Consider the following 13,296-nt stretch of genomic DNA (forward strand, 5'->3'; position numbering starts at 1 on the left):
TAAAGGTGTAAGCACCGTTGCTGGCGATGATCAGCGTTCCGACACCGGTCATGGTTGCGGTCTGGCCCGCCGTGAAGCTGCCGTCGACCCCATTCACGCTGAAGCTGGAGACGCTCAGGAGATTATCCACATCGTGGTCGTTGCCCAGCACGTTACCGGTGGCTGCGTGGTCTTCATCGACAGTGTTGGTGTCCGCGGTCAGGACGCTCGGGTCATTGACCGGGGTGACGCTGATATCCAGCGTGCTGGTGGAACCGGTGTTGGTGGTGTAGGTGACGGTCGGCACGGTGCCGTTCCAGTTCTCCACCGGGGTAAAGGTGTAAGCACCGTTCGCCCCGATCACCAGGGTGCCGACGTTGGCGATGGTCGCCGGGACGCCTGCGGTGTACTCGGTGCCGCCAACCGTGAACGTGGTCACGCTCAGGGGATTATCCACATCGCTGTCATTGCCCAGCACGTTGCCGGTTGCAACATGGTCTTCATCGACAGTGTTGGTATCCGCGGTCAGGACGCTTGGGTCATTGACCGGGGTGACGCTGATATCCATCGTGCTGGTGGAGCCGGTGTTGGTGGTGTAGGTGACGGTCGGCACGGTGCCGTTCCAGTTCTCGGCCGGGGTAAAGGTGTAAGCACCGTTGCTGGCGATGATCAGCGTTCCGACACCGGTCATGGTTGCGGTCTGGCCCGCCGTGAAGCTGCCGTCGACCCCATTCACGCTGAAGCTGGAGACGCTCAGGAGATTATCCACATCGTGGTCATTGCCCAGCACGTTACCGGTTGCAACATGGTCTTCATCGACAGTGTTGGTGTCCGCGGTCAGGACGCTTGGGTCATTGACCGGGGTGACGCTGATATTCAAGGTCGAGGTGACGTCAGTACCGGAGCCGTCGGTGACGGTGTAGGTCACGCTTGGCACCGTGCCGTTGTAGTTGGTCGCCGGGGTGAAGGTGTAGGCGCCATCGGCGGCGATCACCAGGGTGCCGACATTGGCGATGGTCGCCGTGGCGCCTGAAGCGTAAGTGGTCGCACCGATGGTGAAGTTGAGCACGCTGACCGGACCGTCGCCGCTGCTCGTGCCGTCGAGGACGCTGCCGGTCACGGCGGTGTCTTCCAGAGTGGAAACCGTCTCGTTGGCATCGGTGAAACTGTCATCCACCGGGGTGACGCTGATGTTCAGGGTCGAAGTAACGTCAGTACCGGAACCGTCGGTGACGGTGTAGCTCACGCTTGGCACCGTGCCGTTGTAGTTGGCCGCCGGGGTGAAGGTGTACGCCCCGTTCGCCCCGATCACCAGAGTGCCGACGTTGGCGATGGTCGCGGTGCTGCCGGCGGCATAGGTGGTTTCACCGATGGTGAAGTTCACCACGCTGACCTGACCGTCGACGCTCGAAGTACCCGCCAGCACGCTGCCGGTCACTGGGGCATCTTCCAGAGTGGAAACCGTCTCGTTGGCATCGGTGAAACTGTCATCCACCGGGGTGACGCTGATATTCAGGGTCGAAGTGACGTCAGTACCGGAGCCGTCGGTGACGGTGTAGCTCACGCTTGGCACCGTGCCGCTGTAGTTGGCCGCCGGGGTGAAGGTGTACGCCCCGTTCGCCCCGATCACCAGAGTGCCGACGTTGGCGATGGTCGCGGTGCTGCCGGCGGCGTAGGTGGTTTCACCGATGGTGAAGTTCACCACGCTGACCTGACCGTCGACGCTCGAAGTACCCGCCAGCACGCTGCCGGTCACTGGGGCATCTTCCAGGGTGGAAACCGTCTCGTTGGCATCGGTGAAACTGTCATCCACCGGGGTGACGCTGATATTCAGGGTCGAAGTGACGTCAGTACCGGAACCGTCGGTGACGGTGTAGCTCACGCTTGGCACCGTGCCGCTGTAGTTGGCCGCCGGGGTGAAGGTGTAGGCGCCGTTCGCCCCGATCACCAGAGTGCCGACGTTGGCGATGGTCGCGGTGCTGCCGGCGGCGTAGGTGGTTTCGCCGATGGTGAAGTTCACCACGCTGACCGGACCGTCGACGCTCGAAGTACCCGCCAGCAAGCTGCCGGTGACGGCGGCGTCTTCGCTGGTGGTCACGGTTTCGCTGGCATCGGTGAAGCTGTCATCCACCGGTGTGACGCTGATACTCAGGGTCGAAGTGACGTCAGTGCCGGAACCGTCGGTGACGGTGTAGCTGACGCTCGGCACCGTGCCATTGTAGTTGGCCGCCGGGGTGAAGGTGTACGCCCCGTTCGCCCCGATCACCAGAGTGCCGACATTGGTGATAGTCGCGGTTTCACCGGCTTGGTACTGGGTGCCGCCAACCGCGAATTTCACCACGCTGACAGGGCCGTCGACGCTCGAGGTACCGCTGAGGACACTGCCGGTCACTGGGGCATCTTCCAGACCGGAGACCGTTTCGCTGGCATCGATGAAGCTGTCATCAACCGGGGTCACGCTGATGTTCAGGGTCGAAGTGACGTCAGTACCGGAGCCGTCAGTGACGGTATAGCTGACCGTTGGCACCGTGCCGTTGTAGTTGGCTGCCGGGGTAAAGGTGTAGGCGCCATCGGCTGCAATGACCAGGGTGCCGACGTTGGCAATGGTGGCGGTCTGGCCGGCGGTGAAGGTGGCATTGATGCCGGCGATGGTAAAGGTCGCCACGCTCAGGACATTGTCGATGTCGCTGTCGTTGCTCAGCACGTTGCCGATCGCAGGCGTGTCTTCTGCAATGGTTTGGGTGTCTGCAGTCAAAACACTCGGATCATCGACCGCCGTCACGGTGAGATCCAGCGTGCTGGTCAATCCGGTATTGGTGGTGTACGTGACTTGCGGTACGGCGCCGTTGTAGTTGGCGTCTGGAGTAAAGGTGTAGTTGCCATTGGTGCCGATGGTCAACGTACCGACGCCGACGATGGCCGCCGTCTGGCCTGCGGTGAAACTGCCGGTCATGCCCGCGATGGTGAAGCTGGCGACACTGAGAGGCGTGTCGGCATCGCTATCGTTGTTCAGTACGTTGCCGGTCGCGACGCTGTCTTCGGCCTGTGTGCCGGTATCAGCGGTCAGTACGCTCGGAGCGTTGGTGACCGTGGTGTTCTGATTGCTGCCGGTATCGAGCGTGGTGGTTGTGGCAGTGAAATCTGGACCGTCGGTTGGGAAACCAACGGTAGGGGCCACCCGGCCAGCGGTTGCATCCAGCATCACGAAGCTGTGACCGCCACCTGCCGCGCCGCCCGTGCCGGCAGCCGTAGGGCCGGCCGCGGTGGCTTCAAGGTCTTTGGTCGGGTCGGCGCCGGCAACAATGGCTTGCTGCAATTCTTCAACCGATGGCGCGGCTTGTGCGGTGGCTTCTGCCAGGCCGCTGCTGGAATCCGGAGCGCTGCCGCTCCACTGAGTGTCGCGACCCAGGTCCAGGGTCTGGCCGTCAGCCAGTTCGAGCGTTACGGCGCCCGCTGCACCAGTGTCTACCTGATCGCCGACCAACAGCCGATCGCCTTCAATGAGTACACGACGGACGCCCTCTGGGGACACCGCGAAAACTTGACCGACAATGCTTTTGACGATGGCAACAACACTGCTCATTGAAGACTCTCCTGGTGATGCGTTCAGTTGACTTCCATGGACTTGGCGGACTTGGCCTGCCCAGTCAGGGCGTACTTTCAAACAAGATTAGACGTAAGTTTGACGCGGCTATTCGTCAATAAATTGTCTATACTTTTTCGTAATTAACAATATGCCAAACTATTGACCTTGCAGTTGCCATCCTAAACACTCGTCCCAGTAATGTCACATTGATATTTAGGTAACGAACTGTCCTGCCGAGTGTGATCCAGCGCTAACTTTCTACTTTCCGACGTACGGTCTTTCGAGCAGCCAATATCCAATGCAGTCGTACGTTCTTAAGTGATTCAGGACAAGAAGTCCTGGAGGAATTCGAACCATTCGTCAGCAACTGTTCAAGTCTTCACCCAGCGCCAATGCGGCCGGTTTTGTTCAGGAACAGATCCTTATGCAGGCAATACAACAGGCACTGGAGATCCATCCGGAAGTCCAGGCAAGTATTAATAGTCGATTGGCCGCGGATTATCGGTTAAAGGCGGCCAAAGGTGGATCCCTTCCCCGGGTCGATCTGCCGGGCGGTTATGGTCGTGAAGGCCGCTTAACAATATGTCGATCACAACACCGGCGTGCGCACAGTATTTTAGAAACAGTTCAGTCTCTGTGAGCGCTACTTGATCGACAGCGAAAACGAACTGTTTAACGCTTTCCGTTGTTTGGCTGAGATCAAAACTATTCAGTTATTTACTCAATACCGAAACAAGGCGACCATGAGCGCGTTGCTCAAGCGCCAGGGAGTGGTCGCACCGTTAGCTTTCGTTGTGCAAAACGACGTGAAGCCGCAGGTTCAGCTCCTCGGGATGAATTGAGTCCTCCCTTTTTACCGTTAGCCAAGAGTGTCGAGCGTGGAATCAGAAGTCAGTCGGGTTCAACTCATCCATGATCCACGCACGCTGCATGACGATCCGTTACTGGATGGCCTGCTAGCCCTTTGCACATTGCATCAGAAGCCGGCCAGCGCCGCGATGTTGACCACCGGCCTGCCATTGCCCAAGCAACGCCTGAGCGTCGAGTTGCTACCTCGCGCAGCGGCTCGCGCCGGCCTGCAAGGTCGGGTGTTGCAACGCAAGCTTGAGCAGATCCCGGCGATTGCGCTGCCGGCACTGTTGTTGCTCAAGGACGGTCGCAGTGCAGTTCTGCTCGGCTGGCTGGGTGACGACCAGGCTCGCGTGCTTCTGAGCGAAAGCGATGGCGGCGAAAGTGTCGTCAGTCGCGAGTTGCTCGCCGATGACTACACCGGCAAAGTGTTTTTCGCCCAACCCCAGCATAAATTCGACGTCAATCACGGCACGCTGATCCCGCGCGCACGCTCGTGGTTCCGCGACACCCTCAAGCGTTCGCGCTGGCTCTACGCTGACGCCATCGCCGCCAGTTTCCTGATCAACATCATCGCCATGGCCGCGCCGCTGTTCGTGATGAACGTCTACGACCGCGTCGTACCGAACCAGGCCGAATCGACCCTGTGGGTATTGGCCATCGGCATTACCGGTGCTTACCTGTTCGACCTGATCCTCAAGAGTCTGCGCAGTCTGTGCCTGGACCTGGCCGGAAAGAAAACCGACCTGATCATCTCAGCCACATTGTTCGAACGCATCGTCGGCATGGCCATGAAGTACCGACCGGCCCGGGTCGGCAGCTTCGCCCAGAACATCCATGAGTTTCAGAGCCTGCGCGACTTCCTCGCCTCGCTGACGCTGACCAGCCTGATTGATCTGCCATTTACGCTGCTGATCTTCATGGTCATCGCAATTATCGGCGGGCACCTGGTGTGGATTCCTGTGCTGGCGTTCCCGATTGCCTTGCTGATCGGCTACGCACTGCAGAAACCGCTGGTGGCGACTATGGAGCGAACCATGGCCCTGGGCGCCGAGCGTCAGTCGAGCCTGATCGAAACCCTTGCCGGCCTCGACGCGGTGAAGGTCAACAACGCCGAAAGCGAACGTCAGTATCAGTGGGAACAAACCATTGGCACCCTCAGCCGCCTCGAACTGCGGGTGAAAATGCTCTCCGGCCTGGCGATGAACATCACGTTGCTGATCCAGCAGCTGGCCGGGGTCATCATGATCGTCTTCGGCGTGTACCAGATCATCGCCGGCAACCTGAGCATGGGCGGTCTTATCGCCTGCTACATGCTCAGCGGTCGTGCCCTCAGTCCGCTGGCTTCGCTGTCCGGCCTGCTGACGCGTTACCAGCAAGCGCGGGTGACCATGACCTCGGTCGATCAAATGATGGAGTTGCCGCAAGAGCGCAACTTCGAAGAGCGCCCGCTGAGTCGCAAGGTGCTGCAAGGCGGCATCGAGTGCCGGCAGTTGAATTTCACCTACCCGGGCCAGCAGAACCTGGCGCTGAAGAACATCAACCTGAGCATCAAGCCGGGCGAGAAGATCGGCATCATCGGTCGCAGCGGTTCAGGCAAAAGCTCCCTGGCCAAACTGGTGGTGGGGCTCTACCAGCCGGACGACGGCGCGCTGTTGGTGGATGGCGTCGACATTCGCCAGATCGACGTGAGCGAATTGCGCTACAACATCGGCTACGTCGCGCAGGACATCCAGCTGTTGGCGGGCACCCTTCGCGACAACCTGGTGTCGGGCGCACGTTATGTCGAAGACGAATTGGTCTTGCAAGCCGCCGAACTGGCCGGTGTGCATGAATTCGCCCGTCTGCACCCGCAAGGTTATGAGCTGCAAGTCGGTGAGCGCGGGCAGAACTTGTCTGGCGGTCAGCGCCAGAACGTCGCGCTGGCCCGGGCATTGCTGCTCAATCCGCCGATTCTGCTGCTCGACGAACCAACCAGCGCCATGGACAACACCGGTGAAGAGCGCCTCAAACAACGCCTCGCGGCCATGATTGAAAACAAGACTGTGGTGCTGGTCACGCACCGGGCTTCACTGTTGTCGCTGGTGGATCGCTTGATCGTCATCGACCGTGGACAAATTCTCGCCGATGGCCCGAAAGCCGTCGTGATGGAAGCGTTGAAGAAGGGGCAGATCAGTGTTGCTTAAGTCGGGTTTCAAAAATGCGATCGGTCGTTACTTCAAAGGCTCCGATTCACTGCATGGCCAGCCTTTGCCCGAGGTCAACAAAGCCCTCATCGAAGACGCCCCGCGTGTGGTGCGGTTGACGATCTGGGCAATCATCGGATTTTTCGTGTTTCTGATGCTCTGGGCCAACTACGCCGTGATCGACGAGGTCACCAAGGGCGACGGCAAGGCGATTCCGTCGTCCAAGATCCAGAAAATCCAGAACCTTGAAGGCGGGATCGTCTCTGAGTTGTTCGTCAAGGAAGGGCAGATCGTTGAGGCCGGTGCGCCGCTGATTCGCCTGGACGATACGCGCTTTGCCTCCAACGTCGGTGAAACCGAAGCGGATCGATTGTCGATGCTGCTGCGGGTTGAGCGCTTGAGTGCGGAAGTTGACGATCGTCCGCTGAATTTCCCGGCTGATGTGCTCAAAGCCGTGCCCATTCAGGCGGCCAGCGAAGAGTCGCTGTACACCAGCCGTCGTCAGCAACTGCACGATGAAATCGGTGGTTTGCAGGAGCAATTGATCCAGCGTCAGCAAGAGCTGCGTGAATTCACCTCTAAGCAGTCGCAGTACCGTAACGGGTTGGCATTGCAACGCCAGGAAATCAACATGTCCGAGCCGTTAGTGGCCCAGGGCGCGGTGTCGCCGGTTGAAGTGCTGCGGCTTAAGCGTGGGGAAGTCGAAACGCGCGGGCAACTGGATGCCACGACGCTGGCGATCCCTCGAGCCGAATCGGCGATCAAGGAAGTGCAGCGCAAGATCGACGAGACGCGTGGCAAATTCCGCAGCGAAGCGCTGACCCAACTGAACGAAGCGCGCACCGATCTGAACAAGGCCCAGGCCACCGGCAAAGCGCTGGAAGACCGGGTCAGCCGGACGCTGGTGACATCGCCGGTACGTGGCATCGTCAACAAGTTGTTGGTGAACACCATTGGCGGCGTGATTCAGCCGGGCAGCGATCTGGTGGAAATCGTGCCGCTGGACGACACCTTGCTGATCGAGGCGAAAGTTCGCCCGCAAGACATCGCCTTCCTGCATCCGGGGCAAGAAGCGACGGTGAAGTTCACGGCGTACGACTACACCATTTATGGTGGGTTGAAGGCCAAGCTTGAACAGATCGGCGCTGACACCATCACCGATGAAGACAAGAAGAACACGTACTACATCATCAAGCTGCGCACTGATCGCAGCCATCTGGGGACGGATGAAAAGCCGTTGCTGATCATTCCGGGGATGGTGGCGTCGGTGGATATCATCACCGGCAAGAAGTCGGTGCTCAGCTATTTGCTCAAACCGATTATTCGGGCGCGGGCTGAGGCATTGCACGAGCGATAGTTTTTCGTGAAGCCGATGGCCCCTTCGCGAGCAAGCTCGGCTCCTACAGGGACCGTGTTGATCACACGATCCCTGTAGGAGCCGAGCTTGCTCGCGATGGCGGCTTCAAGGACAACACACCTCAAAAGCAATATCGTTATTCGCTATCGGTATTTAAATTTCAATTCTTATATCTATAAAGTCACTCTCCTGCGTACCTGCCGACTAATCGGCGCGCCGCACGACACGAACCAACACGGGACCTCCGTGAGTTTCTTGATCGACGCGCGCGCCTTTGAGCGTGCCGTGCGTGGGAGTGATTTTTATGTCAGCCGTCTCTTTGTCTTCAGCGAATGCCTCTCAAAGCATCGCGCCTCAAACCTTTGACATCCACCCGTTCAGCGGCGCCGTCGGTGCCGAAATCATCGGCCTCGACCTGTCTCGGCCAATCAACGATCAGGACTTCGCCCGCATCCATCGCGCGCACCTGGATCATCACGTCGTAGTGTTCCGCGACCAGCGCATTACCCCTGAGCAGCAGATCGCCTTCAGCCGTCGATTCGGCGTGTTGCAGATCCATGTGCTCAAGCAATTCCTGCTGGCCGGCCACCCGGAAATCCTCATCGTTTCCAACATCATCGAAAACGGCCAATCCATCGGCCTCGGTGACGCCGGCAAGTTCTGGCACTCCGACCTGTCCTATAAAGAGCTGCCAAGCCTGGGCTCGATGCTGCACGCCCAGGAATTGCCGTCCGAAGGCGGCGACACCTTATTCGCCGACATGCACAAAGCCTGGGACAACTTGCCCGACGCGTTGCGCAAAGCAGTCGAAGGCCGATCCGCCGCGCATTCCTACACCGCGCGTTACAGCGAGACCAAATTCGAAGGCAACTGGCGCCCGACCCTGACGCCGGAGCAGCTCGCTCAAGTCGCCGAAGTGATTCATCCGATCGTGCGCACGCACCCGGAAAACGGACACAAGGCGTTGTTCGTCAGCGAAGGCTTTACCACGCGCATCGTCGGTTTGCCGGAAGACGAGAGCAAGCAACTGCTCGATGAGCTCTACGCCCATAGCGTGCTGCCGCAAAACATTTACCGCCATCAATGGCAGCCCCATGACCTGGTGTTCTGGGACAACCGCTCGCTGATCCACCTCGCCGCCGGATGCCCCAGCCATCTGCGCCGCAAGCTGTTTCGCACCACCATCCAGGGCGACGCGCCTTTCTGATTTGTCGGAGAATTCTCATGTCCAAACGTCTTCCATTTGCACCGCTGGCGGCCGCCATCGGTCTGGGTTTCAGCCTGATCGCCGGCAGCCTGGTGGCGCCGACCGTGGCCCACGCCGAAGGTGAAATCCGCATCGCCGAGCAGTTCGGCATTGTTTACCTGTTGCTCAATGTGGTGCGCGATCAGAACCTGATCGAGAAGTACGGCAAGCAGGAAGGCATCGACATCAAGGTCGACTGGACTCAGCTGTCTGGTGGCGCGGCGGTCAACGATGCGCTGCTCTCAGGTTCGATTGATATCGCTGGCACTGGTGTCGGCCCGTTGCTGACGATCTGGGATCGCACCCACGGCAAGCAGAACGTCAAAGCCGTGGCTTCCCTCGGCAACTTCCCTTACTACCTGGTGAGCAATAATCCTAAAGTCAAAACCATCGCCGATTTCACCGAGAAGGATCGTATTGCGGTGCCGGCTGTTGGGGTTTCAGTGCAATCGCGTTTCCTGCAATACGCGGCGGCCAAGCAATGGGGTGACAAGGAGTTCAATCGCCTCGACAAGTACACCATCGCGGTGCCGCACCCGGACGCCACGGCCGCGCTGGTGGCCGGTGGCACCGAGTTGTCCGGGCACTTCTCCAACCCGCCGTTCCAGGATCAGGAGCTGGCCAACCCCAACGTCCACGTGGTGTTGAACTCCTATGACGTGCTCGGCCCGAACTCGCCGACGGTGCTGTTCGCCACCGAGAAATTCCGTGACGAGAACCCGAAAACCTACAAGGCCTTCATTGCGGCGCTGACTGAAGCGGCTGAATTTGCGCAGAACGATAAAGGCGCGGCAGCCGACACGTACCTCCGCGTCACCAAGGCGAAAATCGACCGCGCCGCGTTGTTGAAAATCATCGACAACCCGCAATTCGAATTCAGCATCACGCCGAAAAATACTTATCCACTGGCCGAGTTTCTCTACCGGGTCGGCGCGATCAAAAATAAACCGGATTCGTGGAAGGACTACTTCTTCCAGGACACCAAACCGCTGCAAGGGAGCTGATTCTCATGAACGCCCCTTTGCAAGGCCACACGGTCAGCAAATCGAACGCGGCAGCCCAAGCGCTGCTGTCGGTCGACAATGTCAGCCTCGAATACCGCACGCCGCAGCGTGTGGTTCGGGCGACCCATCAAGTCAGTTTTGAAATTGATCCGGCGGACCGCTTTGTGCTGCTCGGCCCGTCCGGTTGCGGTAAATCGACGTTGCTCAAGGCTGTCGCAGGTTTTATTCAGCCTTGTGAGGGTGAGATTCGCCTGCAAGGGCAAACTGTCCACGCGCCGGGCCCGGACCGAATTGTGGTGTTCCAGGAGTTCGATCAACTGCCACCGTGGAAAACCGTCAAACAGAACGTGATGTTTCCGCTGCTGGCGTCCAAAACGCTCAAACGTAAAGAGGCTGAAGAGCGGGCGCTGCACTATCTGGAAAAGGTGGGGCTGGCGGCGTTTGCCGATGCTTATCCGCATACTTTGTCCGGTGGCATGAAAGCGCGAGTCGCCATCGCTCGCGCCTTGGCGATGCAGCCGAAAATCCTCTTGATGGACGAACCCTTCGCCGCGCTCGATGCGCTGACCCGTCGCAAGATGCAGGAAGAATTGCTGCTGCTCTGGGAAGAGGTGCGTTTCACGCTGTTGTTCGTCACGCACTCCATCGAAGAGGCGCTAGTGGTGGGTAATCGCATTTTGCTGTTGTCGCCGCATCCGGGTCGGGTACGGGCAGAAGTCCACAGCCATCAATACGATTTGCACAGCCTCGGCGGCGTTGCGTTTCAGGAGTCGGCGCGACGGATTCATCGGTTGTTGTTTGATGAAGGGCAATCTGCGGAAACCGAGCGTGAGCTGGATTTTTCCGATATTCGCATCGCTTATTGAGCCATTGAGAGGTTTGCCCGATGAGCCATTTATCATCTGTGCGTGAAGAGTTCGAAACCGTTTTACAGCCGCTGACCAGCGTACCGCTGGAGCGTGAACTGCCGCTTGGTCAGCGCCTCTGGCAACAGGGCTGGATTCGTAAAAGCCTTATCCTGATTTTGCTGGCGGTGCTGTGGGAAGTGGTTGCCCGTGCTCAGAACAACGACCTGTTGCTACCAAGTTTTCTGCAAACCGCCAGCGCGCTGTATGACGGTTTGCTCACTGGCGAATTGCTGGGCAAAGTGTGGATTTCGTTGATGGTGTTGCTCAAGGGTTACCTGATCGGCATCGTCCTGGCATTTGCCCTGACCACATTGGCGGTGTCGACCCAGTTTGGTCGCGACCTGTTGAGCACATTGACCTCGATGTTCAACCCGCTGCCGGCGATTGCGTTGTTGCCACTGGCACTGCTGTGGTTCGGCCTGGGGCAGAACAGCCTGATCTTTGTGCTGGTGCACTCAGTGCTTTGGGCCTTGGCCTTGAACACCTATGCCGGGTTTCTCGGAGTCTCGGAAACCCTGCGCATGGCGGGGCGCAACTATGGCCTCAAGGGCATGCGGTTCGTGCTGTTTATCCTGATCCCGGCCGCGTTGCCATCAATCCTTGCCGGGTTGAAAATCGGCTGGGCCTTCGCCTGGCGCACGTTGATCGCTGCGGAGTTGGTGTTTGGCGCGACCAGTGGCAAGGGTGGGTTGGGTTGGTACATATTCCAGAACCGCAATGAGCTGTACACCGACAAGGTGTTTGCCGGGTTGGCGGTGGTGATCCTGATCGGGTTGCTGGTGGAGAACCTGGTGTTCGATACGCTGGAACGAGTGACCGTGAAGCGGTGGGGGATGCAGCGGTAAGATTTGTGGTGTCTGATCTGGCCTCTTCGCGAGCAGGCTCGCTCCCACAAGGTTTGTGTGTGGTTCCGAAAATGGGTGGTCAATAAAGATCCACTGTGGGAGCGAGCCTCCTCGCGATGGCGCCGGAACTGCCAACACATCTCTGGGAGGAGATGTTTGCTAGCATTGCGTCTGAATCAATCCAGATTAGCCAAGAGTGCTCAGCATGCAACTCCCGGACATGAACCTGTTGGTCGCCCTCGACGCTTTGCTCGATGAAGGCAGTGTGGTCGGCGCTGCACGGCGGATGAACCTCAGCCCGGCGGCCATGAGCCGAACGCTGACGCGGATACGCGAGGCCATCGGCGACCCGATCCTGGTGCGTGCCGGTCGCGGCTTGGTACCGACGCCCAAGGCGCTGGAATTGCGTGAGCAGGTGCGCGATGTGGTGGAGCAGGCCGCGTTGCTGTTTCGCTCGGCCGATGTGGTAGACCTCGGTTCGTTGCGCCGGCGGTTCAGCATCCGCGCCAATGATTTTTTTGTCGGCGTCTATGGCGGCAAGCTGTTTGACACCATGGAACGCCAAGCGCCGCATTGTGAATTGCGCTTTGTGCCGGAAGGCGATGGCGATGACGAAGCGCTACGCGAAGGGCGGATCGATTTAAGTGTGAGTAACAATCGTCCCGTCATGCCGGAAGTGAAAGTGCAGAACCTGTTCTCAACCCACTTCGTCGGTCTGGTGCGTGAGGATCATCCACTGTTCGATGACGAGATTACTGCTGAGCGCTACGCCGGTTTTTCTCATATCAGCATGTCGCGCCGTGGCATTGCTCGCGGGCCGATCGACACGGCGCTCAACGCTTTGGGGCTGGAGCGGCGGGTCGCAGTGATTGCGCCGAGCTTCCATGCGGCGATGTTCGCGCTGCCAGACTCCAATCTGATTCTGCCAGTGCCCAAAGAGGCGTTGCTGAGTGTGCGGCGCCTGGGCTTGAAACTGCGCTCGTTCACGCTGCCGATTCCGCTGCCCACACTGATGCTGACTCAGGCCTGGCACCCCAGGTTTGACAATGACCCGGCTCACCGCTGGCTGCGTGAAACCCTCAAAACCTGCTGCGACGAAACGTGGCTGGCGGCACAGCCCACCTGAAGTAATCCCCAATCCCTGTGGGAGCGAGCCTGCTCGCGAAAGCGGTATGCCTGTCGACTTAAATGTTGAATGTCACACCGCATTCGCGAGCAGGCTGATCTGGCCTAATGAAATTGGACACATCAATAGGGCGCTATGATGGCGCCCAAATCTAAGGTGTGCATGATGATGCGAAAGTCCTATTCCAGCGAGTTCAAGCTCAATGCTTCA

Annotated in this window: 8 protein-coding genes and 2 pseudogenes; 9 read left to right on the forward strand and 1 reads right to left on the reverse strand. The window is 59.0% G+C overall.

Annotated features, from left to right (window positions below):
• On the reverse strand, positions 1-3,562 hold a 3,562-nt coding region (locus KGB06_RS26390), incomplete at its 3' end, for a beta strand repeat-containing protein (protein WP_223521059.1).
• 358 nt (positions 3,563-3,920) lie between these two features.
• Between KGB06_RS26390 and KGB06_RS30200 the strand changes: the two are divergent.
• From KGB06_RS30200 to KGB06_RS26435, 9 genes and pseudogenes are all read left to right on the forward strand, one after another.
• Positions 3,921-4,136 (forward strand): annotated as a pseudogene (locus KGB06_RS30200) (TolC family protein); the annotation flags it as partial.
• A gap of 7 nt (positions 4,137-4,143) precedes the next feature.
• Positions 4,144-4,407: pseudogene (locus KGB06_RS26400) on the forward strand (channel protein TolC); the annotation flags it as partial.
• Positions 4,408-4,443: 36 nt separating this feature from the next.
• Positions 4,444-6,600, forward strand: coding sequence for a type I secretion system permease/ATPase (locus KGB06_RS26405; RefSeq protein WP_223521061.1), 2,157 nt, complete (start codon positions 4,444-4,446; stop codon positions 6,598-6,600).
• A complete protein-coding gene (locus tag KGB06_RS26410; RefSeq protein ID WP_223521063.1) occupies positions 6,590-7,957 on the forward strand; it encodes an HlyD family type I secretion periplasmic adaptor subunit in 1,368 nt (455 codons plus the stop codon). The genes KGB06_RS26405 and KGB06_RS26410 overlap by 11 nt, the downstream gene beginning before the upstream one ends.
• A gap of 304 nt (positions 7,958-8,261) precedes the next feature.
• A complete protein-coding gene (locus KGB06_RS26415; RefSeq protein ID WP_411741878.1) occupies positions 8,262-9,164 on the forward strand; it encodes a TauD/TfdA dioxygenase family protein in 903 nt (300 codons plus the stop codon).
• Between the two features lie 17 nt (positions 9,165-9,181).
• On the forward strand, positions 9,182-10,207 hold the full coding sequence (locus KGB06_RS26420; protein ID WP_223521065.1) for an ABC transporter substrate-binding protein: 1,026 nt from the start codon (positions 9,182-9,184) through the stop codon (positions 10,205-10,207).
• 5 nt (positions 10,208-10,212) lie between these two features.
• A complete protein-coding gene (locus KGB06_RS26425) occupies positions 10,213-11,073 on the forward strand; it encodes an ABC transporter ATP-binding protein (protein ID WP_223521067.1) in 861 nt (286 codons plus the stop codon).
• Positions 11,074-11,093: 20 nt separating this feature from the next.
• A complete protein-coding gene (locus KGB06_RS26430) occupies positions 11,094-11,960 on the forward strand; it encodes an ABC transporter permease (RefSeq protein ID WP_223521069.1) in 867 nt (288 codons plus the stop codon).
• 205 nt (positions 11,961-12,165) lie between these two features.
• The gene (locus KGB06_RS26435) at positions 12,166-13,086 is read left to right on the forward strand and encodes a LysR family transcriptional regulator (RefSeq protein ID WP_223521071.1); all 921 of its coding nucleotides are present in this window, start codon (positions 12,166-12,168) and stop codon (positions 13,084-13,086) included.
• The last annotated feature ends 210 nt before the right edge of the window (positions 13,087-13,296 follow it).

Origin of the sequence: Pseudomonas sp. GL-B-19, assembly GCF_019956415.1 — a bacterium.
Lineage (GTDB): Bacteria > Pseudomonadota > Gammaproteobacteria > Pseudomonadales > Pseudomonadaceae > Aquipseudomonas.

Bases quoted from the DNA above. Each gene is read 5' to 3' on its own strand.
- KGB06_RS26415 (WP_411741878.1), top strand. From the start codon at position 8,262: ATGTCAGCCGTCTCTTTGTCTTCAGCGAATGCCTCTCAAAGCATCGCG.
- KGB06_RS26420 (WP_223521065.1), top strand. From the start codon at position 9,182: ATGTCCAAACGTCTTCCATTTGCACCGCTGGCGGCCGCCATCGGTCTG.
- KGB06_RS26425 (WP_223521067.1), top strand. From the start codon at position 10,213: ATGAACGCCCCTTTGCAAGGCCACACGGTCAGCAAATCGAACGCGGCA.
- KGB06_RS26430 (WP_223521069.1), top strand. From the start codon at position 11,094: ATGAGCCATTTATCATCTGTGCGTGAAGAGTTCGAAACCGTTTTACAG.
- KGB06_RS26435 (WP_223521071.1), top strand. From the start codon at position 12,166: ATGCAACTCCCGGACATGAACCTGTTGGTCGCCCTCGACGCTTTGCTC.